The 25,659-nt window shown below is 71.2% G+C and carries 23 protein-coding genes; 13 read left to right on the forward strand and 10 right to left on the reverse strand.

Features of this window, described 5'->3' with window-relative positions; translation table 11 throughout:
- The first annotated feature begins 27 nt into the window (after positions 1-27).
- Both VFO68_RS11735 and VFO68_RS11740 read left to right on the forward strand, forming a co-directional pair.
- The gene (locus VFO68_RS11735; protein WP_325158259.1) at positions 28-1,029 is read left to right on the forward strand and encodes an RNA polymerase subunit sigma-70; all 1,002 of its coding nucleotides are present in this window, start codon (positions 28-30) and stop codon (positions 1,027-1,029) included.
- A 1-nt stretch (position 1,030) separates the two neighbouring features.
- The gene (locus VFO68_RS11740; protein WP_325158260.1) at positions 1,031-1,480 is read left to right on the forward strand and encodes a DUF6069 family protein; all 450 of its coding nucleotides are present in this window, start codon (positions 1,031-1,033) and stop codon (positions 1,478-1,480) included.
- A 75-nt stretch (positions 1,481-1,555) separates the two neighbouring features.
- Here VFO68_RS11740 and VFO68_RS11745 read toward each other — a convergent pair whose 3' ends face one another.
- A complete protein-coding gene (locus tag VFO68_RS11745; RefSeq protein WP_325158261.1) occupies positions 1,556-2,713 on the reverse strand; it encodes an FAD-binding oxidoreductase in 1,158 nt (385 codons plus the stop codon).
- 143 nt (positions 2,714-2,856) lie between these two features.
- Between VFO68_RS11745 and VFO68_RS11750 the strand changes: the two genes are divergently transcribed.
- Genes VFO68_RS11750 through VFO68_RS11760 form a run of 3 tightly spaced genes read left to right on the forward strand, consistent with a single transcriptional unit; the run spans position 2,857 to position 5,034 of the window.
- Positions 2,857-3,246 (forward strand): GntR family transcriptional regulator, encoded by a 390-nt coding sequence (locus VFO68_RS11750; protein WP_325158262.1) that lies wholly within the window; start codon positions 2,857-2,859, stop codon positions 3,244-3,246.
- The gene (locus VFO68_RS11755; RefSeq protein ID WP_325158263.1) at positions 3,243-4,142 is read left to right on the forward strand and encodes an ABC transporter ATP-binding protein; all 900 of its coding nucleotides are present in this window, start codon (positions 3,243-3,245) and stop codon (positions 4,140-4,142) included. The genes VFO68_RS11750 and VFO68_RS11755 overlap by 4 nt, the downstream gene beginning before the upstream one ends.
- A gap of 13 nt (positions 4,143-4,155) precedes the next feature.
- On the forward strand, positions 4,156-5,034 hold the full coding sequence (locus tag VFO68_RS11760) for an ABC transporter permease (protein WP_325158264.1): 879 nt from the start codon (positions 4,156-4,158) through the stop codon (positions 5,032-5,034).
- 17 nt (positions 5,035-5,051) lie between these two features.
- Here the strand turns inward: VFO68_RS11760 and VFO68_RS11765 are convergent, their stop codons facing one another.
- From VFO68_RS11765 to asnB, 5 genes are read right to left on the reverse strand one after another with little or no spacing between them, the layout of a single operon-like run.
- Positions 5,052-7,181: a TauD/TfdA family dioxygenase gene (locus tag VFO68_RS11765; protein WP_325158265.1), complete on the reverse strand. Its 2,130-nt coding sequence runs from the start codon at positions 7,179-7,181 to the stop codon at positions 5,052-5,054.
- Entirely contained in the window at positions 7,178-8,296 is a 1,119-nt protein-coding gene (gene aepY, locus VFO68_RS11770) for a phosphonopyruvate decarboxylase (protein ID WP_325158266.1), read from the reverse strand. The genes VFO68_RS11765 and aepY overlap by 4 nt, the downstream gene beginning before the upstream one ends.
- A complete protein-coding gene (locus VFO68_RS11775) occupies positions 8,293-9,117 on the reverse strand; it encodes an isocitrate lyase/phosphoenolpyruvate mutase family protein (RefSeq protein ID WP_325158267.1) in 825 nt (274 codons plus the stop codon). Before VFO68_RS11775 ends, aepY begins: the two co-directional genes overlap by 4 nt.
- A 32-nt stretch (positions 9,118-9,149) precedes the next feature.
- Positions 9,150-9,839 carry a class I SAM-dependent methyltransferase gene (locus VFO68_RS11780; RefSeq protein ID WP_325158268.1) on the reverse strand — a complete coding sequence of 230 codons (690 nt, stop codon included), beginning with the start codon at positions 9,837-9,839 and terminating at the stop codon, positions 9,150-9,152.
- Complete coding sequence (gene asnB / locus VFO68_RS11785) at positions 9,836-12,058, reverse strand: asparagine synthase (glutamine-hydrolyzing) (protein ID WP_325158269.1); 2,223 nt, start codon at positions 12,056-12,058, stop codon at positions 9,836-9,838. The genes VFO68_RS11780 and asnB overlap by 4 nt, the downstream gene beginning before the upstream one ends.
- A gap of 316 nt (positions 12,059-12,374) precedes the next feature.
- Here asnB and VFO68_RS11790 point away from each other — a divergent pair, with 316 nt between their 5' ends.
- From VFO68_RS11790 to VFO68_RS11810, 5 genes are read left to right on the forward strand one after another with little or no spacing between them, the layout of a single operon-like run.
- Complete coding sequence (locus VFO68_RS11790; protein WP_325158270.1) at positions 12,375-13,628, forward strand: MFS transporter; 1,254 nt, start codon at positions 12,375-12,377, stop codon at positions 13,626-13,628.
- 58 nt (positions 13,629-13,686) lie between these two features.
- Positions 13,687-14,535 carry a nucleotidyltransferase domain-containing protein gene (locus VFO68_RS11795; protein ID WP_325158271.1) on the forward strand — a complete coding sequence of 283 codons (849 nt, stop codon included), beginning with the start codon at positions 13,687-13,689 and terminating at the stop codon, positions 14,533-14,535.
- Between the two features lie 23 nt (positions 14,536-14,558).
- A complete protein-coding gene (locus VFO68_RS11800) occupies positions 14,559-14,828 on the forward strand; it encodes a PqqD family protein (RefSeq protein ID WP_325158272.1) in 270 nt (89 codons plus the stop codon).
- A gap of 1 nt (position 14,829) precedes the next feature.
- Entirely contained in the window at positions 14,830-16,701 is a 1,872-nt protein-coding gene (locus tag VFO68_RS11805; RefSeq protein ID WP_325158273.1) for an AfsR/SARP family transcriptional regulator, read from the forward strand.
- Positions 16,702-16,703: 2 nt separating this feature from the next.
- A complete protein-coding gene (locus tag VFO68_RS11810; RefSeq protein ID WP_325158274.1) occupies positions 16,704-17,360 on the forward strand; it encodes a thymidylate kinase in 657 nt (218 codons plus the stop codon).
- 27 nt (positions 17,361-17,387) lie between these two features.
- Here VFO68_RS11810 and VFO68_RS11815 read toward each other — a convergent pair whose 3' ends face one another.
- The 3 genes from VFO68_RS11815 to VFO68_RS11825 are packed head-to-tail and all read right to left on the reverse strand — an operon-like array spanning position 17,388 to position 21,561.
- A complete protein-coding gene (locus VFO68_RS11815) occupies positions 17,388-18,905 on the reverse strand; it encodes a glutamine synthetase family protein (protein WP_325158275.1) in 1,518 nt (505 codons plus the stop codon).
- Entirely contained in the window at positions 18,883-20,307 is a 1,425-nt protein-coding gene (locus VFO68_RS11820) for an amidase (RefSeq protein ID WP_325158276.1), read from the reverse strand. Before VFO68_RS11820 ends, VFO68_RS11815 begins: the two co-directional genes overlap by 23 nt.
- Positions 20,308-21,561 (reverse strand): hypothetical protein, encoded by a 1,254-nt coding sequence (locus VFO68_RS11825; RefSeq protein ID WP_325158277.1) that lies wholly within the window; start codon positions 21,559-21,561, stop codon positions 20,308-20,310.
- 634 nt (positions 21,562-22,195) lie between these two features.
- On the opposite strand from VFO68_RS11825, the gene purB reads away from it, so the two are divergent.
- Genes purB through VFO68_RS11840 form a run of 3 tightly spaced genes read left to right on the forward strand, consistent with a single transcriptional unit; the run spans position 22,196 to position 24,699 of the window.
- On the forward strand, positions 22,196-23,479 hold the full coding sequence (purB, locus tag VFO68_RS11830; protein WP_325158278.1) for an adenylosuccinate lyase: 1,284 nt from the start codon (positions 22,196-22,198) through the stop codon (positions 23,477-23,479).
- 10 nt (positions 23,480-23,489) lie between these two features.
- Positions 23,490-23,894, forward strand: coding sequence for a GNAT family N-acetyltransferase (locus VFO68_RS11835; RefSeq protein ID WP_325158279.1), 405 nt, complete (start codon positions 23,490-23,492; stop codon positions 23,892-23,894).
- Position 23,895: 1 nt separating this feature from the next.
- Positions 23,896-24,699 (forward strand): hypothetical protein, encoded by an 804-nt coding sequence (locus VFO68_RS11840; RefSeq protein ID WP_325158280.1) that lies wholly within the window; start codon positions 23,896-23,898, stop codon positions 24,697-24,699.
- Here VFO68_RS11840 and VFO68_RS11845 read toward each other — a convergent pair.
- On the reverse strand, positions 24,692-25,659 hold a 968-nt coding region (locus VFO68_RS11845), incomplete at its 5' end, for a VCBS repeat-containing protein (protein ID WP_325158281.1). The genes VFO68_RS11840 and VFO68_RS11845 overlap by 8 nt on opposite strands.

Consider the following 25,659-nt stretch of genomic DNA (forward strand, 5'->3'; position numbering starts at 1 on the left):
GACATGACGAGGCGTAAGGATGACGTGATGAGTGTGGACACACGGCTGGAGGAGCTGAGCGTGAGCGGGCTGGGCGAGGTCGACGAGCCGGCGTTCTCGGGGCTCGCGCAGCGGCATCGCCGCGAACTGCACGTGCACTGCTACCGGATGCTCGGGTCCTTCGAGGACGCCGAGGACACCGTGCAGGAGACGTTCCTGCGGGCCTGGCGGCGGCGGGAGACCTTCGCCGGGCGTTCGACGTTTCGGGCCTGGCTGTACCGGATCGCCACCAACGCCTGCCTGGACCTGCTGGCCAGGTGTCGCCCGGAGCCGGCGACGGGCGGCGAGGTGCCGTGGCTTTCGCCCTACCCGGACCGGCTGCTCGACGAGCTGCCCGCGGGCGGCGCGGACGAACCGGAGGCCGTCGCCCTCGCGCGGGAGACGATCGAGCTGGCGTACCTGGTCGCGGTCCAGCACCTCGCGCCGCGCCCGCGGGCCGTGCTGATCCTGCGCGACGTGCTCGGCTGGCCGGCCAAGGAGGTCGCGAAGCTGCTCGGGGACTCTGTCAACTCCGTGAACAGCGCGCTGCAGCGGGCCCGCGCCGGCATGCGGGAGCACCTGCCCACCGAGCGGCAGGACTGGACCGGCGGCGAGGAGGACGCCGGCACCCGCGACCTGGTGCGCCGCTACACCGACGCCAGCGTGGCCACCGACATCGACCGGCTCGCCGCGATGCTGCGGGACGACGTCCGCTGCTCGATGCCGCCCACACCGGGCCTTTCCGTCGGCCGGGACACGGTGGTCAAGGACTGGGTCGACAGCGGTTTCGCCGGCATGACCGGCCTGCGCGCGGTGCCCACCCGGGTGAACCGGCAACCCGCCGTCGCCTTCTACCACTGGCGCGAGCAGGAAGGCGCGTACCTGCCGCTGACGATCGACGTTCTGCGTGTCACCGGCGGGGCGATCGCCGAGATCGTCACCTTCCACGACACCCAGTTCCCGCGGCTCGGCCTGCCCGAGCGCCTGCCGGCCGACGGCGTGGAGGGCTGACATGCCCGGCACGAACGACACCGGGGTCATCGCAGACCCGGCAGCGGTCCAGACCGGCACCCCGCGCCGGCTCCGCGGGCTCGCCCGCACCGGCATCCTCGCCGCGCTCGCGGCGATGGCGGCCACCACCCTCGCCGCCGGGCTCGCCACGGCCGTCGGCGTCGACTTCGAGATTCCCGATGGGGGCGAGGCGATCCCGTTGCCCGGGTTCGCCGTGGTGACCGGCTTCTGCTCGGTCGTGGGCATCGTCATCGCCCTCGCGCTGCTTCGCTGGAGCGCTCGCCCCGCCGAGCGGTTCCGGTGGACGGCCGGGTCACTGACCGCGATCTCGCTGGTCCCGCCGTTCCTCTCCGGGGCGGACACCGCCACCACCGCCGCCCTGCTCGGGCTGCACCTCATCGCCGCGGCGGTGATGGTCCCCGCCCTGACGCGGAGCCTGCGCAATCGGTAGGTGACCCAGCCGCCCAGACCCGAACCGGCCGGAGACCGGCGCCGTGAGCGCCGGCCTCCGGCCGGTTCTGGGTGGTCACACCACGTTGGCCTCTGGCCGGGCGGTGTTGTCGGTGAACCGTCCGGCGTGCAGGGGGCCGATGTCCACGAACGGTTCGCGGCCGAGGTAGAGGTCCCTGACCACCTCGCCGACGGCGGGGCCCTGCAGGAACCCGTGGCCGGAGAAGCCGGTGGCGTAGAGGAACCGGGACGGCGACGTGGCTTCGCCGATGATCGCGTTGTGGTCCGGGGTGATCTCGTAGAGCCCGGCCCAGCCGCCGGTGATGCCGACGTCGAGCAGCGCGGGCGCCCGGTGCGCCATGGCGTCGTGCAGCCGGGGGATCCAGTCGTCGGTCATCGTGATGTCGTAGCCCGGCGCGACGTCCGGATCGGACATGCCGACCAGCAGCCCCCGGCCCTCCCGGTGAAAGTAGAAGCTGGTGTCGAAGTCGATCGTCATCGGCAGGTCGGGCGGCAACCCGGTCACCGGTTCGGTGACCACGATCTGCCGGCGCAGCGGCACCACCGGCAGGTCGACGCCCACCAGCTCGCCGATCCGCGGCGACCACGCGCCCGCCGCGCAGATCACGGCCGGGCTGGCGATCCGGCCGGCCGAGGTGACCACGGCCTCGATCGTCTCGCCACGCACCTCGATGCCGGTCACCTCGCACTGGCGCAGGATCCGCACGCCGCACCGGCGCGCTCCGGCCGCGTAGCCCTGCACGACCGCCTCCGGCGTGCAGTGCCCGTCCTCCGGCGAGAACGCCGCCGCCCGCAGCCCGTCGACACTGAGCACCGGGGACAGCCGCCGGGCCTCGTCCGGGTCGATCATCCGGCTGGGCACGCCGAAACCGTTCTGCAGGGCCACGTTCGCCTCGAACGCCGCCACCTGCTCCACAGTGGACAGCAGGAACAGGTAGCCCACCCGGTGCAACCCGATGTCGAACCCGGGCTCCTCGCCGAACCGGGCGAACGCCGCCAGGCTGCGGGCGCCGAGTTGGATGTTGAGCTCGTCGGAGAACTGCGCCCGGACCCCGCCCGCCGCCCGCGAGGTCGACCCGGCGGCCAGCGTGTCCCGTTCCACCAGCACCACATCGGACACCCCGGCGCGACCCAGGTGGTAGGCGATGCTGGTGCCGATGATGCCGCCGCCGACGATGACCACCCCGGCCGACGCCGGCACCTCCTGACCCATCGACCCACCGCCGTCCCGGACGCCCCGACCGCACGCGGTTGTAGGACACCACGCCGGCCCCGGCCCGCACCAGATCCGATCGCTTGACACCCCGGCCGCCGCATAGCAGTATTTCACTACTTCATTAGTGAAAGGGTGTTGACGTGATCGAGTTCCGTCTCGACCGCGGCTCCGGGGTGGCGACCTACGTGCAGCTCGTGCACCAGGTCAAGCAGGCGCTGCGGCTGGGCGCGCTGCTGCCCGGCGACCGGCTGCCGACCGCCAAGGACGTCGTCGCCAAGCTCGCGATCAATCCGAACACCGTGCTCAAGGCCTACCGGGAGCTGGAGCGGGAGGGGCTGGTCAGCGCCAAACCCGGACTCGGCACGTTCGTGCGGCGGTCGCTGGGTGCGCCGCTGGCCGACCAGACCCGGCTGCGCCGGTCGCTGACCAACTGGGTGCGCGAGGCCCGCGCGGCCGGACTGGACCAGGAGGACCTGGAGGCGCTGTTCGTCTCGGTGGTCACCGACTCGTTTCGGGAGGGGATCGCATGACCGATGAACCGGCGGTGCTCACCGCCACCGGGCTGGGCAAGCGGTACCGGCGCACCTGGGCGCTGCGGGACTGCTCGCTGGCCATCCCGGCCGGACGGGTGGTGGCGCTGGTCGGACCGAACGGCGCCGGCAAGACCACGTTGCTGCACCTGGTCATCGGCCTGCGCACGCCCACCCAGGGCAGCCTGCGGGTGCTCGGCGAACCGCCCGGAAAGGACACGACCCTCCCCCGGGTCGCGTTCATGGCTCAGGAACGGCCGCTCTACGACGGGTTCACCGTGGCCGACATGCTCCGCTTCGGGCGGCGGCTCAACCCCCGGTGGGACGCCGACCTGGGCGAGAAGCGGTTGGCCGCACTGGACATCCCGTTGGACCGCAAGGTCGGCCAGCTCTCCGGCGGCCAGCAGGCGCAGGTGGCGCTGACCCTCGCCCTCGGCAAGCGGCCGGACCTGCTGCTGCTCGACGAACCCCTGGCCAACCTCGACCCGCTGGCCCGGCACGACCTGATGCGCGCCCTGATGACCGCGGTGGCCGAGACCGGCCTGACCGTGGTGCTGTCCTCACACATCGTCGCCGACCTGGAGAACACCTGCGACTGGCTGGTCGTGCTCAACCGCGGCCGGGTCCAGGTCAGTGGCGATCTCGAGGAGTTGCTGCGGTGCCACCAGGTGCTGTCCGGCCCGGCCGAACTGGCCGACCGGCTGCCGGAACCGGTGTCGGTGATCGAGGACGACCGCGCCGAACGGCAGGCCAGCCTGCTGGTCCGCGCCGAGCCGAGCACGGTGCTGGACCCGAGGTGGCACAGCCGCCCGGTGGGCCTGGAGGAACTGGTGCTGGCCTACCTGCGCCGGCCCGAGGCCGCCACCCTGCCCCGTCCCAGCCTCACCCGGATCTGAAGGAGACGACCGAATGTTGTGGCTCACCTGGCGGCAGCACCGGGCTCAGGCCCTGGTCACCGCCGGACTGCTCGCCGTGCTCGGCGTCCTCCTGCTGATCAACGGCCTCGGGGCAAGGAACCTGGTCGACCACGCCGGTCTGCTGCCGCTGCAGCAGCATTTCAAGGCCATGGGCGACCTGGTCGACTGGCTGGCCCTGGCACCGGCCGCGATCGGGCTGTTCTGGGGCGCGCCGGTGCTGGCCAAGGAGTTCGAGCGCGGCACCCACAAGCTCGCCTGGACCCAGTCGGTGTCCCTGCGCCGCTGGCTCGTGATCAAGCTGAGCGTCCTGGGCGGCGCGGTGACGCTGGCCGGGCTCGCCCTCGGCACCATGATCAGCCTGTGGCTGAGCTCGTACGCGGGCACCCAGTACGCGGACAGGTTCGCCAGCATCGGCAAGTTCGTGATCAGTGGCATCCTGCCCGCCGCCTGGTGGCTCTTCGCGTTCGCCACCGGCGTCGCCGCCGGCGCGGTGTTCCGCAAGATGCTCCCGGCCATCGCCCTCACCCTGGCCATGGTGGTGCCGACGATCCTCGGCCTGTTCATCGTCAACGCCCGGGCCTACTACGCGACCCCGGAGCAGGCGATCGTCACCGTCGAGGGCCCGATGTCCATCCCCGAGGACTGGATGATCCAGGATTCGTACCCGGTCGACGCCGCCGGCCAACCGGTGCCCAACTTCTGTCCCGCGGAGCAACCCTGCCCCCGCCGCGCCGACTCCCGCATCCTGTTCCTCTACCAGCCACCCAGCCGCTACTGGCGGTTCCAGTGGACCGAGGCGGCCGCCCTGTTCGCCGCCACCCTCGCCCTGGGCGCCGTGGCCGTCACGCGGACCCTGCGCGGCCGCACCTGACGGGGAACCGCATCAGGTCAACGGGTGCCGGCGATCCAGGTGCGGAGCAGGAGGCGGTCCATGCCGTCGCCCGGACTCACCTCGAACGGCGTTCGGCCGTGCACGAGGGTCCGGTTGTTGATCACGATCAGCTGGCCGGGTTCGAGGCGCAGATGTGTCTGCAGGTCGGGCCGAGCCAGCAGTTCGTCGAGCGCGTCCATCGCGCTGCGCTGGGCCGGCCGCAGTGGCGGGACGCCGGGGCGCAGGTGCCCGGTCTCGATGTACTCCCGAATGTAGGTGATGCGGGCGGTGTCGCCGTCGAGCTCGAGGATGGGCCGCGGAACCGTTGCCGGGCGGGCGGGATCGCGGTCCCTGGTGTCGAAGTGGACGGTCTCGGTCAGCGCGGCGAGCACCTCCGGGCGGTCGCGCAGTTCCCGGACGAGGTCGTCGATGTGCAACAGGAACAGGGCACCACCGACGGCGGCCTGGCGCACGCAGTGCAGGGCGAAGTAGGCGGGAATCGGGCCGGGCCGGTGCATCCCGTCGGTGTGCGGGTTGCCGCCCTGGCGCGTGTCGGAGTATCGGGCCGTCGCCGTGCCTTCCAGGGTCACGCCCCGGTAGCGCACCGCACGGATGAGCTCACCGTCGAAACCCTGGGGAACGACACCGCCAAGGGCATCGGAGACGGCCAGGATGAAGCGCCGGGCGTTCGCCTCGTCGAGCTGACCGAGTCCGGAAAGGATGAAGTAGCCGGGGCGGTTGCGCAGGTGCCGGCGCTCGTAGTCGCGCAGCATCGCCACGAACCGCGCGTCCGGCGCGGTGCCGCCGGCCACCGCGACCGCCACCTCGGGGTCCACCTCGTGGATGACGTTGACGAGGGTGTCGTCGATACTCATCGTGCTCCCAAGAAACTCGTCCGGGCGGGCGACTCCGGGGTTCCGCTCTGCCCACCAGCTGGTGATGTCGGGTGCGTGGTGCTCGACTCCCGCGAGCTCGATCCCGGCGACGGCGCCGATCGCGGCGTCGACGGCGCGGGCCCGGTCCGCAGCGCTGGCCATGACCTGGGCGGCGAGCGAGTCGAACGGCAGCGGCCGGCCGGCGGCGAGCAGGCAGTCGACCCGGACGCCGGCCCGGGATCGTGGTAACCGCAGCCGGGTCAGCGAGCCGGGTTTCGGCGCGGCGGCACGCAGGTAGACGTGCGCCAGAACCACCTGCGGCGCCCGCTCGGCCCCGGGCCGGACGGTGGTGAGCCGATACCCGTTCGCGAGCCGCAGCTGCAGCGCGATCAGGTCCAGGCCGGTCTGCTCCTCACACATCCGGTAGGAGCCGGTCAACCGCGCGTTGATCTCGAGGAACGTGTACCCGTCCCGGCACGCCAGGAACTCCACGGTCGACACGTTGCGGACGCCCAGTTCGACGGCGAGCCGGGCCGCGTCCGCGCGCATGGCCCGCACCAGATCCGCCGGCACGTCGAGCACCGGCCCGGCCTCCACCAGCTTGCGGCTCCCGGCCAGGAGCAGGCTTTCCTTCTCCCCCAACACGGCCACCGTTCCCGCCTCGTCGACGGCGACCGTCATGCCCACCACGCGGACCGCGCCGACATGGGTCTCGGCGTACCAGCCGGCGTCGCCGGCCAGCGCCGCAGACAACGTGTGCTCGTCGCCGACGACGACAACCCCGTTGCCCTGGTTACCGTTCACCGGTTTGAGCACGATCGGGAAGCCGTGGCCGGCGACCAGGGACCGGATGCCCCGGGCACCCGAGGCGTGCGGCAGCACGGGAACTCCGATCCGCTCGGCGCGCGTCACCGAGGCGCCCTTGTCCCCGGTGACGGCGAGCACCTCGGGCGGCGGGCCGATCACGCGGATGCCCAGACCGGCCAGTCGCCGGCCGAGTGCCGGATCCTCGGCGATCGCACCGAGTCCGGGATGGACGGCGTCCACTCCCGCACGTTCGGCGGCGCGCACGACGCAGTCCACGCAGTCGTAGCCGGGGCACGCCTCTCCGCGGTCACAGTCGAGCACGACGTGACGCCGGGCCGCGCCGAGATGGCCGCGTTGCGGGTCGGACCGGGCGACCACGGCCACCGGAGTGAACCCGACCCCGGCGCACGACTCCATGGTTCGCTTCGCGACCACCGACCGCCCGGCGACCAGAACCGTCCTCATGGGAGTCCGGCGGGCGCGAGGGCGCGGCCGGCCGCCTCCCGCTGGAACCGCGCCCGGATCTCGGGGTTGCTGTGGGCGGAGGTGACACGGGGCGGGGTGGCGCCGCCGGGCGCGATGCGGATGGCGACCAGATGCGGGCCGGGGATGCCGTCGATCGCGCCAAGGGCCTCGAGAATCTCGCCGGAGGTCTCGCACACCGCGCCGGTGCGGTAGCCGACCGCGAGCGCGAGCCGGTCCCATCCCATCGGCCGCTCGCGGGTGCGCTGCCCGCCGGTGGAGTCATAGGTTCCGTTGTCCAGCACCAGATGCGTGAGGTTGGCCGGCTGCCGCTCGCCGACCAGGGCGAGCCCGCCGAGGTGCATCAGCGTCGAGCCGTCCCCGTCGACCACCACGACCGGCCGGTCCGGTCTGGCGAGCGCGGTGCCCAGGCCGAGGCCGATGGCGTGCCCCATGCTGCCCTGCATGTAGAAGTTCGCCGGGTCGTCGCGCAGCCCGAACAGCTCCCGGCTGATCATGCCGGTGGTGCTGAACACCAGCGCGCCCGCCAGGTGCGGGGCGACGGCGGCGAGCGCGTCCGCCCGGCCCAGGGTCAGGGCGCTGCCGGTGGACGGGCGCGGGCAGGACCCGAACGTCGCCTTCGGCACCAGGATCACGAAGCCGCTGTCGTCCCGGTACGCCGCGTCGGCCCGGTCGAGCAACGCCCACAGGCTTTCCTCCGACGGCTCGAGCACGCCGTGCCGCAGGTGGATCGCGTCGAGCACGGCCGCGGTGCTCTGGCCCATCACCGCGTGGTGCGGCTCGTCGTCCTCCGGCTGCGGCCAGCCGCGCAGGCTCATCACGATCAGCAGCGGGATCTCGTAGGACATCAGCAACGAGGTCAACGGGTCGAGCAGGTTCCCCAGCCCGGAGTTCTGGACCAGCACGGCGGACCGCTGCCCGGCGAGTTGGGCTCCCGCGGCCAGCGCCATGGCGACGCCCTCGTTGGGTGCCGGCACGTAGCCGCCCCGCTCCTCGAGCCGGGCGAACGGCCCTTGCAGGTAGGAGCACGGCACGCCACTGAAGAACGAGAACCCGCGTGCCTCGAGCTCCCGGCAGAACGCCGCTGGGTCGATCACGCGCCCCGCTCCTCCCATTCGGCCGTCCTGGTGAGGTCGAAGATCTCCTTGACCGGGGCGATCGAGTCCTCGGCGGTGCTGGCCTCCCCGCGCAGCTGGATCTCGCTGAGCACGTTGCGGATGGCGTGCACCGAGGCCCGCAGCGTCTGGTTGGCGTAGATCACCATCGAGACCCCCAGTTCCTGGGCATCGGTGATGCCCCAACGGTTGTAGGTGGTCGGCACGGCGACCACGGGTGCCCGGGACCGCCACCGGCGGAGGAACTCGATCACTTCGGAGGGATCCCGCCGCTTGGAGTGGATCAGGATCCCGTCGGCGCCGGCGTCGACGTAGCGGTGTGCCCGCCGCATCGCCTCGTCCATGCCCCGGCCGGCGATCAGCGCCTCGCACCTGGCGATGACGCAGAAGTCCTTGTCCGAGCGGTTGCGGATGGCGGCCTCGATCCGGTGGGCGAACACGTCGGCATCTTCGAGCTCCTGGTCGCCGTCGAGGTAGCTGTTGCGCTTCGGCAGCACCTTGTCCTCGACACACACGCCGCCGACTCCCGCCGCCTCGTACTGCCGGACCACCCTGGCCATGTTGATCGCCCCGCCGAACCCGGTGTCACAGTCGGCGAGCAACGGCAGCGAGGTCCCCTCCCCGATGTGGATCGCCGCGTCGAGGCACTCGCTCATGGTCAGCAGGCCGAGGTCGGGTAAGCCACGGGTGGCCGAAAGCTCGAAGCTGGAGGCCCAGATCCCGTCGAAACCCGCCTCCTCGACGAGCCGTGCGGTCAGCGCGTCCCTCGCCCCGACGAACCGTGCGGTACTCGAACGCGTCAACAGCTCACGAAAGCGCGCGGCCTTGCTCATGATCACTCTCCCAGATCTGGTCGAAGCAGTGGAACTGGCGTCGCCGTCGCACCGAGCTGGAAGAGGCAGTGCCAGTGGAAGGATCCGGACGCCGTCTGCTCACCGTCGAACGCGCTCAGCAACTGGAACCCCCGGTGCAGCCGCACCAGATCCCCCGCGTCGGCATAGAGGTGCGGGTGCACCTTGTCATCGGCCGCTTCCGGTTGCACGAACGTGTTCGGCGAGATCTCGATCCCGCGGCCGTACTGTGCGTTGCGTTTGGACAGCATGGTGGACTGGTAGCAGCCACCCGGTCGCAGCACGCGACCGATCTCCGCGAGCGCGCGACCGAGCCCCTGCTCGTCGGCGTGGTAGACGACGTTGAAGGCGAGTACGAAATCGACACTGTCCGCGGGGTAGGGCAGCGCGGTGAAGTCGGCGATGTCCATCGTGATCGCGAGACCGCGCCGGGCGGCCTCGGCCCGCACGAACGCCGCCGCCGTCTCGCTGCGGTCGGTGCCGCGGACGCGGAAACCCTGCTCGGCGAGGAACAGCGCGTGCCGGCCGACGCCGCAGCCGACGTCGAGCACGTCCCGCACCCCTTGCCGGCGCAGCGGTTCGACGGTCTGCGTCACCCACGGATGCGGCTTCGACCAGTCACCGCGGCCCTCGTCGGTGCCCCACATCCGGTCCCAGTACAGATGTGCGGTCACGGCGCCACCTCCTGCAGCGCCGGCGCGGCACCGTTGGCCGCCGGGTCGGATCCGGCCAACTCGAGCAGACCCTCGTCGAGCGCCTGCTCGAGCAGCGAGCGCAGCGGCGCGAGGTCGCACCCGGTCCGGTCCGCGACCTCGGCCAGCGTCGCGCTGCCGTCGATGCCGCGCAGCAGGCTCAACCACGCGGCGTCGGCATCGTGGTCGATGACGTAGCGCAGCGAACCGTCGACCGCGACGAAGCTCTGCCGCGCCGCGGCGTCGTCCAGCAGCAGCACCTCGGGCGCGAGCCGCACCACGTGGCGGTCCTCGACCCTGGTGCCGTGCAACAGGGCGCGCACCCTCGGCTCGTCGAAGTCGCGTACCGCCAGCTCGTAGGGCCGCGGCCCGATCGTCCCGCGACTGCCCGGTGCGGAGATCGTCATCAGGTCGAGCAGGCCGAGGTTGACCACCCGCAGCAGGATCTCGACGTGCGCGGCAGGACGGCCGGCCCGCAGGTCCCGCAGGGTGCGTCGCAGATGTGCGCCGTTGAGGTACTGGGCGGCCTTCGGTGAGGACAGCGCTTCGTCAAGCAACGCCTCCCGCTGCTGCGCGAGCATGGCCACGAAGGTCCGGTGGGTCTGCCGGACCCCGTCGCCCTCGTAGAACGCGATCTTCGGCCGGCACCGCACCTCGTCGGGCAGGACGCCGGCCAGCGCGTCGCGGACGATCTGCTTGTTCCAGAACAGCTGTCGCCGGTAGGCCTTCGGCACGCCGGCGAGCAGCTCCACGATCCGGTGGTCGAGGTACGGCACGCGCGCCTCCACGGCGTTTCCGGATGCCGTCCGATCCTCGACCCAGAGGTTGTAGTGCTGCATGTCCCGGAACTTCCAGGCCTGGTAGGCCTGGTACACGTCATCGATGGCGTCCGGCGAGACCAGTGCGATGGCGTCGTCGCGCAGCAGCGGCAGGTCGCTGTCCCACCAGGTGGACATGGCCGGGTGTGGACCGAGCGACGCACGGCGCGCCAGCTGACCGAGGTTGGCGAGGAAGTCGTCCCAGTCCCCGCCGCCGGCCAGGTCGACGGTGTAGCCGCCGCTGAACTCGTCGGCGCCGGAACCGAGCAGGATGGTCTTGAGCTCGGGACGCTGCAGGCGCGCGAACCGGTACATCTCGCTCTTGTAGAACTGCTCCGGACCGCACAGCGGCGATTCCATGAGCCACAGCAAGCGTTTCCACTCGGCGACGTCGGGCACGCGGTCGCCGCCGAACGCGACGAGATGGTTGGGTAGCCCGAGCAGTTCGGCGGTGCGCTGGGCGTAGCTCGCGTCCCCGTTGATCAGGGTGCTGCCGGTCAGCGCGGAGAAGGTGTGCAGTCCGGTGCTCGCCGACAGCGCGGCGAGACCGGCGGAGTCGATGCCACCGCTGAGAAACAGGCCGATCTCGGTGTCGGCGACCAGGCACTCCCGCACCGAGTCCGCGAGCAACTCGGCGAGCCGCCGCGGGTAGTGGTCCACCGGGTGGCGGTCGGCGGCCCCGGGTTCGGGCAGCGACCAGTACCGCAGCGCGCGGGTGGATCCGTCCCGGAGGCTGATGTCGAGGATCGTGGCCGGCGGCACGTGTTCGATGCCGCGGTACCAGGTGATCGGTTCGGCACTGACCATGACCGGCGCGGAGCTGAGACTCTGGTCGGCCAGCGCGCGCTGCCAGTCCAGTTCCCTTGGGCACAGCGGATGTTCGAACAGCGCCTTGACCTCGGAGCCGAACAGGACGGTGTTCCCGGTGCGGTGGAGGAACAGCGGCTTGATCCCCAGCCGGTCCCGGGCCAGTACCAGGCGCTGCTCCCGCAGGTCGATCACGGCTATGCCGAACATGCCGCGCACGTCGCGCAGGAAGTCCAGACCCTCCTGGAGGTAGAGGTGCAGCAACACCTCGCAGTCGGACGCACTGCGGAACCGGGCCGGGTGCCGCAACCGGGCCCGCAGCTCGCGATGGTTGTAGATCTCCCCGTTCGCGGCCAGGACGACGGTCCGGTCCTCGCTGTGGAACGGCTGGCGCCCACCCGCCGGGTCGATGATCGCCAGGCGGGTGAACGACAGGCACGCCTGGCCGAGCGCCGCGAACTGCATGTCGTCCGGACCCCGGGGACGGAGGGCCTCGGCCATACTCCGCAAAACGTCATCGACCGGACCATCGAGGTGGCCGCCGTCGGTGCGCGCAAAGCCCGCGATTCCGCACATCCACGCCCTCCAGCGTCGAGCTTTTCCTATTTGTCATCGCCTGCCCGAGACGGGTGCCACGCCTCCGTGGCGAAGGCGTGGCAGGGCCGTCTTACCGGACCACGGCGATGATGGTCGACTGGTCGATCACCTTGGCCTGAGGCTTCTTGTACTCCTTCATTCTGTGCACCTCCCTCCTTTACTCCGAAAGGACATCGGCGAAGGCAATTCTGGCCGCGGCCGGTGGTGCGCCGGTGGTGCGAACCGGCGCGGATGTCATGGCATCAATCTGGGTTCCCTTCGTATATCCTTCCCGCTACGCTGAGCATGAGGGGGGATGCAGATGGACGACGTCCGCGACGTCCCGGCAGAGATCAAATCGCCGAATGTGATCTCTTATCGTTCATTGTTGGCAAAACCCGGTGCCCTGCAGGCGCTCGTGTCCGCGTCGTTCGGCCGGCTCTCGTTCGGCATGGTGTCGTTGTCCCTGCTCTTCGCCGGCCAGCACGCCACCGGCTCGTTCACCGTCTCCGGGATCGTGCTCGGCGCCTACGCCATCGCCAACCTGTCCGCGCCGTTCAAGGCACGGATGCTCGACCGCAGGGGTCAGCCTTTCGCGCTGACGCTGCTCGGCCTGCCGTACACGTCGGTGCTGCTCGGGTACGCCCTGATCGCGGCGATCGGGGTGACCGCGCCGGCCGCGTTCATCGCGCTGGGGGCGGCGGCCGGGCTGACCGCGCCGCCACTCGGCGCCGCGATGCGCCGACAGTGGGCCGCGCTCACCGACGACCCGGACTCCCGGGGCAAGGCCTACGGTTTGGATGTCGCTGTCGAGGAAACGCTGCTGGTCACCGGCCCGGTCCTGACCGGCGCGCTGATCGCGCTCAGCGGTCCGGTGCTCGCCGTGATCGGCACCGCCGTCGCCGCCCTGATCGGCACCGTCGGCATGGCGACCTCGGTGGCCGCCCGGCGGCTGGCCGCCGAACTGACCACGCCGCCGCACCGCTCGTTCCTCGGACCGTTGCGGCAGCGGGGGTTCCTGACGCTGGTCGGCGCCATCGTCGGCCTCGGACTCACGCTCGGGCTGGTCGAGGTCGGCGTGGCCGGCACGGCCGACCGGCAGGGCTCCCCCGGCATCGCCGGATATCTGCTCGCCGCGCTGTCGTTGGGCAGCGCGGCGGGTGGCGTGCTGTGGGGACGAATCCGGCACCGGCGTCCGCTTCGGCAACGGCTGCTCGGCCTGCTGCTGGGCTTCGGGATCGGCTCCGTGGCGGCAGCGGCGGCGCCGAACCTGTACGTGCTCGCGATCGTGCTCGCCGCCACCGGCCTGGCGTTGGCTCCCGCGCTGGTCACGGCCTATGTTCTGGCCGAGGGGCTCGCGCTGCCGACGCAGCGGACCGAGGCGACGAGCTGGGTCAACAACGCCATCAACATCGGTGCCGGATTGGGTGCCGCCGGGGCCGGTTTTCTGGTCGAACATATCGAGCCGACGGCCGCTTTTCTCATTGGCGGCGCGGTGCTCGTACCGCCGCTGCTGCTCCTGGCCGCGAGTCGGCGGCGCCTCGCGGGCGGGGAACCGGAACCAAACTGACGGTTGACATCGGGCGCGTCGCTGTACCATTTTGTAGGCATTACGCTGGCCGGTTCAGATGGGCCGGCGGCGAATTTTAACCGTTTCCGCACGGTCGGTTACACCGTGTTTCTGGAGGGGGCCGGAATTGATCGACTTCAGCAACGTGGCGACCGAACTACGGGATCGGGAACTGCTTCCGGATTCCGCCGAATCGATCTTTCTGAGCGGATCGATTGTCCGGGGGTGGGGCAACAAGACCAGCGATCTCGACGTCGCGATCGTGTCGAACGACCATTGGAAAAGCTCGATCGACGAATACGAGCACGTGCCACTTGAGCCGAACACCCTGCCGGCGGAACAGACCTTCGTCGACGGCAGGCGCTGGGACCTCGAATACTGGACGGCGGGCCAGGTGGCGCAGATCCTGGCCAAGGTCTCGGCCGAGGAGTTCGCCGACGAGCAGGGCAGCTGGCGTTCGTTGAGCTTCCACGAGATCGCGCTGCTCGAACGGCTGCCCTACGCGGTGGCCGCGGACGACGGCGCGTGGCTGCACCGCACCCAGACCTGGCTGGACTCCTCGGCGCACCGGTCCGTGCTGGCGGCGCGGTCGCTGCGCAACGCCGACGGGTGCACGGAGGACGCCGCCGGGCAGCTCGCCGCGGGCGACCTGGACAGCGCGGTGCTCTCCGCTCAGCTCGCACTGCAGCACGCGGTGGACGGTCTGACCGCGAGCCTCGGCCAGGTCGGCAGCCTCTGGCCGAAGTGGCGGGCCCGGCGCATGCGGCTGGTGCGGACCGATGTGCTCTCCTACGAGGAGTTCTGGGCGCTGACCACCCTGCGCGACTACACACCGCAGGAGGCACCGGCCTGGGTCGAGCGCGTGCTCGGAGTCTGCCGGCGGATCTCGATGGCGGTGACACTGTGAACGGCGCGGACGGAAGTCGCGCGGTGACACCGGATTCGGTGCTGGTGTTTCCGCTCAACGTGCGAATCCGCAACTACCGCGGCAAGATCCTCCTCGGGGGGTACGAGCACGCGTTCGAACTGAGCGAGTCGGCGACGTTCATGTGCCGCCAGATCGACGGCACCCGCACGGTCCGCGACATCGGGCAGGTGGTGGCGGCGGAGTTCGACGTCGACCCGCAGACGGCGACGCAGGACGCGACCGAGCTTTTCACCCAGCTCGTCGTCGCCGACGTCGTCACCGTGAAGGAGTGACGTGTTGGGGGGAAAGGTTCCCGGGGGACAGACCGAGATCGACCACACCGGCCTGCGGTTCGGACTGCTCGGTCCGCTCGTGATCGAGCACCCGAGGTCGGGTGTCATCGAGGTGCCCCAGGCCAAGCACCGGGTGGTGCTGGCCACGCTGCTGCTGCGCCCGGGCGAGGTGGTGTCGGCCGACGAGCTGATCCTGCGGCTGTGGGGCGAGAACCCGCCCGCGACGGCGCGCAAGACGTTGCAGGGCTACATCGCGCGGCTGCGCCGCACGCTGACACCCGGTCTGGTGGCCAGCCATCCCGCCGGTTACCGCGCGCGGGTGCGGCCCGAGCAGGTGGACTGCGGCCGGTTCCGGCGGCTCCTGGACGAACTGCGGGACCGTCCCGCACGCGACCCCGCGCCGCTGCTGCGCGAGGCGCTCGCCCTGTTCCGCGGCACGCCGCTGGCCGACGTCCCGTCGGAGTACCTGCACCAGCACGACGCGGTCGCGCTCATCGACCAGCGGCTGGACCTCGTGGAGCGGCTGGCCGACACCGAGCTCACGTTCGGACGGAGCGCGAACGTGGTCGCGGTACTGCGCGAAACCCTCGCCGAGCATCCGTTCCGGGAGAGCCTCTGGTACCGGCTGGTGTTGGCCCTGTACTCCTGCGGCCGCGTGGCCGAGGCGCTCGCGGCCTATCAGGACGCCCGCCGGCTGCTGGTCGACCAGCTTGGTGTGGAACCGGGAACGGACCTGCGCGACGCGCACCGCCGCGTGCTGCGCGCGAGCGACGAGACCCCGGCGGCCGCGCCCGAGGCGCACCGCGCAGAGCTGGCCACGGCGGTGCACCTGCTGACCTCAGCCGCGACCGACCGGCCCGTGGTGGTGGCGGTCAGCGGGCCCGCGGGTGTCGGAAAGACCGCGCTGGCCAAGCGGATCGCCGCATCGGCCGCCGCGCGCTTTCCCGCCGGACTCGTCGAAGTCCGGATGAGCGACGGAGCTCATGGCCGGGCGCAGCCGGACGTGCTCGCCGATCTGCTTGCGGGTATGGAGGTGGCGCCCGCCGGTGCGGACACCCGGCTGGAGCGCTACCACTCGGAACTGGCCCGGCGACCGGTGCTGGTGGTCCTCGACGACGCCGTGCACCCGGACCAGGTGCGGCCCCTGCTGCCGAGATCGGGCCGCAGCGCGGTCCTGGTCACCAGCCGGCCCGCGCCGGTGTCGCTGGCCGGCGCCCGGCAGGTGCGGCTCGAGCCGCTGACCACCCAGGCCGGGCTGGACGCGTTGACGGAGATCATCGGGCCGGACCGGCTGCACGGCCAGGAGGATGCCGGCGCGGAGCTGGTCCGGCTCTGCGACCACCTCCCGCTGGCCATCCGGGCCGCCGGGATCCGGCTGCTGGAGCGGCCGTATCTGCTGCTGCGCCAGTTGGTCGATCGGCTCGTCGACCCGGCCGGCCGGCTCGACGTGCTCACCGTCGAGGGTGTCGACGTGCGGGCCAGCCTCACCCTCGGCTACCAACGGTTGGACCCGACGGCCCGGCGGGCGTTGCGGCTGTTGAGCCTGCTGCGGACCGACTCGTTTCCACCCAGGGTGGCCGCCGCGGCGCTCAACGTGCCGGAGGCCGACGCCGACCGGTTGCTGGCCCGGCTCACCGCGGCGCAGCTGCTGCTGATCGAACCGGACGAGCGGTACGGCCACCGGTACCGGCACCGGGAGTTGGTCCGGATCTGCGCCCGTGAGCACGCCATTGCGGAGGAGCCACCCGCTGAGCGCCGCCGCGCGGTGACCATGGCCCTGTCGGCCTGGTACCACCGGTCCGGGCCTCCGGCCGCGGCCACCGCCAAGCCGGTCCGGCACGCCGTCGTCGGCCGGTTTCCCTCTGAGGATTGAGAGTGACCATGATCGTCGCATTGGAAGGGCCGGACGGCGCGGGGAAGAGCACCATGGTCCAGGATCTGATGGCCTGGGCCAGATCGGAGGGTTTCACCGCGCGGGTCGTCGGCAAATGGGACATCTTCCGCCCGGGCATGGTGCCGCAGGCACGGTTCCTGCGCGGCACCGACCAGCAGGACCTGCGGGTGTGCATCGCGGAGATGCCGTCCCCGGCGCGAATGCTGTTCCTCGGCTGGATGAACACCACCGCCGCCTTCCGCGCCGGCGAGGCCGAGGAGGACCTGGTGATCTTGGACGGCTACTGGGCCAAGCACGCCGCGGCCGAGTTGCTCGCCGGATGCCCGCCGCAGCTCGTGCACGCCGTCACCGCGGCGATCACCCCGGTCGACCTCACCGTGTACCTGGACGTGACCCCCGAGGAAGCCTTGCGGCGCAAGGGGGACGACATCGCCCCCTACGAGTGCGGGCGCGATCCCGACTGCTCGCCCGCGCGGTTCCTCAAGCACCAGGCCGCGGTGCGCGCGGTGCTGCTCGACTGGGCGAAGACGTTCGGGTGGACGGTCGTGCGGACCGACCAGGTGACCGCGGCGCGCCGCCAGCTGCGCGAGTGCGTGCACGCCAAGCTGCTCGCCGACCGGGCCAGGGCGGCGAGCTGAGCCGCCCGGTCGTCCACAGTGGACCGATCAGTAGTCCGCGAAGTACTCCCGGTGTTCCCACTCGGTGACGATGCCGTCGTCGACCGGATCGGCCTTGGCCAGCCATTCCTCGTACCGGCCGAGCTCGCTTCGCTTGAGCAGGCTCAGACACTCGGCCAGCGGGTCGCCGAGCACCCGGCGGTACAACGCGCTGTCCCGGAAGGCGGCGAGCGCCTGACCGAGGTCGGCCGGCAGCGCCCGCATGGTCGAGGCGTGCGGGTCGGCGGCCGGTGCGCCCGGATGCAGCGACCGGTCGACGCCGTCGAGGCCGGCGGCCAGCTGGGCGGCCAGGTAGAGGTAGGGGTTGGCGTTGGGCTCGCCGATCCGGTTCTCCACATGGCTGGTCTGCTCGCCGGGACCGCCCAGGATCCGGAGGAACGCGCCCCGGTTCTCCGGCGACCACGCGATCCGGTCCGGTGACAGGGAGAACCGCTCGCTCAGCCGCCGGTAGCCGTTGACGGTCGGCACGCACAACATCGTCGCCGCGGCGGCGTGCTCGACCAGCCCGCCGAGATAGGCCATGCCCAGCGGGGACAGCGGTCCCGGCTCCGCGCGGGCGGCGGTGAACGCGTTGTGCCCGGTGACGCGGTCGAACAGCGACTGGTGCAGATGCCACCCGCTCGGGTCGAACCCGTCCAACCGGGGCAGCGCCATGAACGAGGCGTGGTGGCCGAGCCGCGCGCAGATCTGCTTGGTGACACCGCGGAACAGCAGCATCGCGTCGGCGGCGGCCAGGGCCGGCAACGGGCTGAACGTGAACTCCAGCTGCCCCGGACCCGACTCGTGCTCGATGGTCCGCAGCGGAAGGTCGAGCGCCAGCAACGCTTCCGACAGCGGCTCGAGCACCGGCATCAGCGCGTCCCCCAACGCATCGAGGTTGAACTGGTACCCGCCGTCGACCGGGGCCACCCTCGGCGGCTCGCCCTGCACGCCGAAACCCCCGACCCGACCACTGAAACCGGTGTCCACCAGACGGGTCAGGTACCACTCGACCTCCAGCCCGATCACCGCGTCGAGGCCGTGACCGCCCACCTCGCCGAGCACCTCGCGGAGCACCCGCCGGCTGGACAGCGGGTGCGGCCGGCCACCGCGCAGGTACTCGTCACCGATGACCCAGCCGGTCCGGCCGCCGGTGTGCGGCAGGACCCGGAACGTCAGCGGGTCGGGCACCACGATGAAGTCACCCGCCCCGGTCAGCTCGGCGACACCGATCCCGCCGCCGGGGGCGAAGAAGTCCACGGCGACCGCGTGGCCGGTGTCGAAGACGTAGGGGCCGGGACTGTAGTCCATGCCGTTGCGCAGGACGGTACGGAAGGTTTCGGCACTCACCAGCTTCGACCTGGCCAGGCCGTGCGGATCGCCGAACACGACGCGAACGAACGTGAGCTCGTCCAGTGCGCCGGCCACGTCCTGCGCCGCCGCCCGTTGCTCCTCACTCCAGACATCGTTGCGCTCGACGAAATCGAGTGAGCCGGTGCTCAGCTCACCGTACTGACGGCTGATCATGAGTCTCCTCCTCGGCCACCGGCACCCGCCGGTAGAGGTGGCGCCACGGCCGGGCGCATTCCAGCTCGGCAGCGGCTCGCAGGACGGTCAGGTCGGCCCGCCACCGCCCGATCAGTTGCACCCCAACGGGAATGCCCCCGGCGGTCAGGCCGGCCGGCACCGAGATGGCCGGTTGCCCGGTCAGGTTGAACGGATAGGTGTTGGGCGTCCAGGCGAGCCAGGAAGCGTCCCCTTTGGCCACCGGCGGGACCGGTCCGTGCTGGTCCACCGGGAACGGGGCGATCGGAACCGTCGGGGTGGCCAGCAGGTCGAACCGGGCCATGCGGCGCCGGACCCGGTCGCACAGCTCGGTGCGGGCCTGCTCGGCGACGGCCAGTTCGACGGCACTGCGGGTGCGGCCGAAGCGGATGGCCGACCAGCGTTCCGGCTCGACCGGGTCGGGCCGGTCCAGATGCCCGGCCGCGTCGGCACAGGCGAGGATGGTCGCCAGCGTCTGGTACGGGTCGTCGAACGGCGGCGTGGTCACCTCGATCTCATGGCCGAAGTCGCCGAGCGCGGCGACGGCGGCCCGGGCCAGGCCGGCGATCTCCGGCTCCGGCGCCGGCGCGCCCAGCCCGTCGATCCAGCCGATCCGCAGCGGTCCGGGGGTCGCCGGTGCGGGCGGACCGTCGAGGCAGAACGAGTCCCGCGGATCCGGACCGGCGAGCACGTCGAAGGCGGCCGCGGCATCGGCGACCGTGCGGGCCAGCACCCCGCAGTGGGACAGCAACTCCGCGCTGACCGGCACGTAGGGCACCCGGCCTAGGGACGGTTTGAACCCGACCACCCCGCAGAACGCGGCCGGGATGCGGATCGATCCGGCGCCGTCGGTCCCGGTGGCCAACGGTCCGATGCCGGCGGCCACCGCCGCGGCCGACCCGCCGCTCGACCCACCCGGCGTTCGGGACGGGTCCCACGGGTTCGCGGTGGCGCCTACCAGCCGGTTGACGCACCCGCCGCTCCAGCCGTCCTCGGAGGTGTTGGTCTTGCCGGTGACGATCGCACCCGCGGTCCGCAACCGGGCGACCACGGGCGCATCCTCGGCCGGCACGTGCTCGCGCAGCGGCACTGAGCCGCGGGTGGTGCGCAGTCCCTCGGTGGGCGTCAGGTCCTTTATCGACACCGGGATGCCGAGCAGCGGGCGGGCGGCGAACGCCGCGTGGCCGTCGGCGGCGATGAGCGCGTCCGCCTCGGTCGCGGCCGCGAGCGCGCCGGCCCGGTCGATGGTGACGAAGGCGTTGAGCCGGGGGTTGAGCGCGACCGCGCGGTCCAGGGTCGCCTCGACCAGTTCGTGCACCGACAGCGCGCCACCGATGAGCAGGCTCCGCAGCTCTGCTGCGTCGAGGTAGGCAAGGCCGCTCACCTAGCGGACTCCGACCGTGGGCGCGTGGAACTCCCGGTACCAGGTGTTGTCGAAGTCGTCGACGTGCGGGTCGTGGCCGGCCATCGCCTCGTGCAGCACGCCGAGAAGCTTGCCGAGTGCGATCGCGGTCCGAAGGTCGGCGATCGTGAACGGGGGGCCCGCGGTCCGCAGCAGCCGAAGGTCGTAGAGCCCGGGACGGTATGCGCCGTCCCAGAAGATGCCCACCGGGATACGGATGGCGTAGCGGACGCCGAACCGCACGTGGCCGGTGTGGTGCTGGTCGGACCATTCGGTGATGTCGGGCATGGTCGGTGCGAAGAACCAGTCGTCGCGGCCCGGCTCCCGGTCGTGCACGTCCAGCGAGTGCGGCAGGTAGTGCCAGGTGTTGAAGCGCATTCGGGCGCTGTAGGCGGACAGCGCCGTGCTGAGTCCGGCCGGGTCGTCCCGGAACCGCTCGACGAACCTCCCGGCGGCCACCACACAGCAGTAGAAGTCGCTGGTGCCGAGCCGAAGCGGGTCGGTGTCCCGCCCGGCGTCCTCCCGCAGCGACTCCAGGGACCGCGGACCGCGGCCCATCGCGACGTCCGAACCGGTCGCCTCGGCCACGGCCACCAGCAACTCGTGCAGGAACGCCTCGTAGGCGGACCGGAACCCCTTCGGCGCCGGTTGGCCGAGAACCCTCGACCCGAACGCGGCGCAGACCCGCGCGAAGTCCCGCACGTCGCTGCCGGCGGTGAGTTCCGCACCGGTTCGCTCGGCGAGCAGGGCGAGCACTTCGGCCGGCACGTCACCGAGGCGCACCGGCGGCGACATCAGATGTTCCTGTTTGTGCAGGCTCAACCCGTTGATGGACCGGTAGAACGTGGCGCCGCGCCGAACCAGGCCGGCGCGGCGCGCGGCGCAGACCTCGGCGAGCCGCGCCAACCACGGCGCGGTCGGTTCGCCTGCCCGTTTGGGCGGGGGCGTCGCACCGTAGGTGCTGATGCGCTCGAGCAGGAACTCCTCGAGCGTCACCGGGTCGAGCTGAACGCCGTTGAACTCCTCCGCACGCACCGGCGGTCCGGAACGCAGCAGAACCGACAGGCAGACCACGAAACAGGCGTCTTCCGGGGTCCAGTCCGCGACCGGGGTACCGGCCAGGGCGGTCAGCTGGCAGCGTGGTGAGCCGAATCGAATGGAGTTGCCGGGCAGCGTGCCGTAACGGCCGAGATTTGTGTAGCAACGGTCCGCGACATAGATCAGTACCGGTGCCATGTGCACCAGGGCGTAGCGAATTGTCTCGATGCGTTCGAGGGCCTCGCTGCGGGGCCGCGAAGCGAGCCAGTCATGCAGCTCAATCCGCCGGTCAAGATCACGCGCGGTGGCCGCACGGCAGTTGTTTACCAAATCCTCCGGAGGTCCGTTGACCCAGCCCAGCGAGCCCAGTAAATGGTGATCATCGTCGGCGGGAATTGTGGCCGGCCAGATGTGCAGACGGCCGGTGCCGGTTAGGCGAAGACCACCCCCGCCGGTCGGGTCCAGCCGGACTCGGTGCTGTTCAGCGGCGTTCGCGATCAGGCGTTCGGCCGTGGTGAGGGCACGAAATCCGATCTCTTGCGGCACCCGCCCGCCCAAGGTAATCGCTGTCCGTATGCAAGCGGCTGCGTCATGTTGATGGCGCGCCGTACGCGCAACCGAAACCATCATCTTTGCGAATCCGTCAGACTTCAACGAAGTCAAGGACATCAACTCCCCCACCCTCAGGTGTTCGATAAGGTACGTGATTTACGCTAAGATCGCCAGAGGAAAAGTGTCTTGACGGCGCGATTAATATCAGGGAGACTGCGGTGTCACCGCGGAGGGGATTCGTGTCCGTTTAGTCTCAAATAACTTGTCAGGGTCTCTTCACATGATTCTTCGCTACAGCCTTCCGGAGCTCGCGGAGCTCTGGACCGACGACAACCGTTACCGGACGTGGACGACCGTCGAACTGCTCGCCTGCGAGGCGCAGGCGGAACTGGGCGTCATCCCGGCCGCCGACCTGGCGGCGATCCGCACCGGCCGCCCGCCCGCCGCGACCCGCGTCGCCGAGTTCGAGCGCACCCGCGACCACGAGATCCTGGCATTCCTCGCCGCCTACACGGAGACCATCGACGGTGCCGCGGCCCGCTGGGTGCACTTCGGGATGACCAGCTACGACCTGGTCGACACCGCGCTGGGCTACACGCTGGCCCGGTCCTGCGAGCTGATCCTCGCCGCGGCACAACGGTTGTGCGATCGGCTGGCGGAGCGGGCGGCCGAACACTGGGACACCGTCTGTGTCGCCCGGACCCATGGGGTCCATGCCGAACCGACCACGTTCGGCCAGAAGCTCGCCGGCCACGCGTTCGCGGTGCGACGATCCGCCGACCGGCTGCGGGCCGCGCGCGACTCGGTGGCCGTCGGGACGATCTCCGGGCCGGTCGGCACCTACGCGCTCATCGATCCCTATGTGGAGCAGTACGTGTGCCAGCGGCTGGGACTCGGGGTCGAGCCGATGCCGACCCAGGTGGTGGCCCGCGACCGGCACGCCGAACTCCTCAACGCGGTCGCGGTGCTCGGCGCGGTGGTCGAGAACCTGGCGCTGGAGTTCCGGCTGCTGCAGCGCACCGAGGTGCGGGAGGTCGAGGAGCCGAGGACCACGGAGTACCAGGGTTCCAGCGCGATGCCGCACAAGCGCAATCCCACGACCAGTGAGCGGTTGTGCGGCCTGGCCAGGATCCTGCGGTCCAACGCCTCGGCCGCCGGCGAGAACGTGGCGCTCTGGCACGAGCGTGACCTCGCCCATTCGTCGGTCGAGCGGATCGTGTTGCCGGACAGCCTGATCGCCGTGCACTACCAGGTCACCACGGCCGCCGAGCTGGTGGGCGGGCTGCGGGTCTTCCCCGGCCGGATGGCGGCGAACCTGGCCCACACCAACGGGCTCATCTACAGCGCGACCGTGCTGCTCGACCTGCTTCGCGCGGGGATGGACCGGGACGGCGCCTACCGGCTGGTGCAGGCCGCGGCCGGCGAGACGGCCGAGACGGGGCGGAGCCTGGCGGATACCCTGCGGGACAGAGGGGTCGAGGTCACGGCCGACCAACTCCAGCCGGAGCGGTTCCTCACCAACCGCGAGCACCTCCGCAAACGACTCGACACGCTGACCGGATAGGAGCCGTCCGATGTGGACATACGACGTCGTGAGCGGCGGCAAGCTCGACATCGACGAGGCCGCCGCCGTCTACCGGGCTTCGACCCTCGCGCAACGCCGCCCCGTCCACGACCGCCCCCGGTTCACCGAGATGATCCGGCAGGCGAACCTCATCGTCACCGCACGGGCCGGCGACCGGCTCATCGGTGTCGCCCGGTCCATGACCGACTGGTCGTACACGACCTATCTGTCCGATCTCTGCGTCGACGTCGAGTTCCAGCGGCGCGGCATCGGCCGCGAGCTCATCCGGCGCACCCAGGACGCGGCCCCGCTCGCCAAGATCGTTCTGCTGTCCGCGCCGGACGCGACCGAGTACTACCCGCACATCGGGTTCACCCGGCACCACTCCGCCTGGGTACTGCCGGCATCCTCCTGACATGGCTGCACCACACGGCAAGCGAGCACTGTGCGCCTTCCTGCACAGCCCGCTGCTCACCGGTTCATCCTGGGGCGGCACGCCGGAACTGTTCCGTGCGGCCGGTTTCGACGCCCTGGTGGTCGAGGTGTCCGGCGACGACCGGGAACCCTTCGCCCGGCGCTACGTCGCGGCCGCCGCCGCCCAGCTCGAACAAGCCCACCACGGACGCCCGGTCGTCCTGATCGGCCACAGTGGAGCCGGTCCGCTGCTCCCGGCGGTCCGCGCCGCCGTCTGTCCCGGTGTGACCGTGCCGGCCATCATCTACTGTGACGCCAACCTTCCGCGGCCGGGCGCCAACCGGCTGGACCTGACCGGACTCGACCCCGCGCAGCGCGAGCAACTCCTTCTCCTGCTAGCCACCGGCTGGCGCTACCCGAGCTGGACCGACGAGTACCTTGCCGGCGTAGAACGGGTGACCGACCCGGCGCAGCGCGCACTGCTGCTGGACACCGTCAACCCCCGCGACGAGGCCTACCTGCTCGAGCCGCTGCCCTACGCGCCGGTCCATCCCACAATCACCCAGGGATACCTGCAACTCTCCGCCCGCTACGGCCCGGAAGCCGACCGCGCCCAGACCCTCGGCTGGCCGTTGACCCGCCTCGACCACACCCACTTCCACGCGCTGGTCGATCCGGAAGGCACCGCCGCCGCCCTGACCACCCTCACCCGCCGCTGCCTGGCCCCGGCGGCCGTTGTGGACGGACCGCCGGCTCCGCTCGGTCGGTGTAGCGGACCGAGCGGAGCGGCAGACCGGACTATCTGAAGGTGAGATTGGCGCCGGGGACGGGGATGTCCCCGGTGACGCCGAACGTGGCGTGCACGTGTGGACCGGCGGAGTCGGTGACCCACCACTGGCCGGTGCTGGGCCGGTAGCTGGCCGGGTCGGCCGAGTCGGTGCCGTCGTAGTCGGCGGGCACCGGGACGTCGCCTGGCGAACCCCACTGCACCGTGAGCGTCCTGCCGGTCAGGCTCAACCTGACGTACCAGGTGTTGTCCGAGTCGCGTCGGACCGCCAGATCGGTCTTGCCGTCCCGGTCGTAGTCGGCCGGCACGAGCCGATCGTCGGGCAGGCCCCACGGCTCGACGGTCACTCCCCGGCTGGAACCCGCGACGTACCAGAGGCCACCGGCCGGACGGAACACAGCCGGATCGGCCCGGCCGTCCCCGTCGTAGTCGCCGGGCACCGGCCGGTCGCCGGCCTGCCCGAACGCGAAGCCATAGAACGGCCCGCCCTCGGACGGCAGGACGTACCAGACACCATCGCTGGGGCGCCAGACCGCCACGTCGGTCAACCCGTCACCGGTGTAGTCGGCAGGCACCGGAATATCGTCGGCCAGTCCGAAGGCGTACTGCAGCCAACCCGCCTGGCTGCCCATGATGTACCAGATGCCTTCGGACGGGCGGAACACCGTGTAGTCGGTGCGGCCGTCCCCGTCGAAGTCGCCCGACAGCGGGCTGTCGCCCCGGGTACCCCAGGCGAAGGCATACGACGGCGCCCCGCCGCTCGGCAGCACGTGCCAGTTTCCGTCGCCGGGCCGCCAGACCGACACGTCGGTGGTGTGGTCGCCGTCGAAGTCCGCGTCGGCCTTCGGCCGGTGGGCGATGAACCCGAGCGGTGAACCGGTCAGCAGGACGGGCCGACCGCTGGCCCGGCTGATCCCGTAGGCGTACAGGGTGTGCCACTGCCCGTCCAGCCACCGCTGTGGCAGCACGAAGGCGAACC

This window comes from Actinophytocola sp. (assembly GCF_035712165.1).
Lineage (GTDB): Bacteria > Actinomycetota > Actinomycetes > Mycobacteriales > Pseudonocardiaceae > DASYTH01.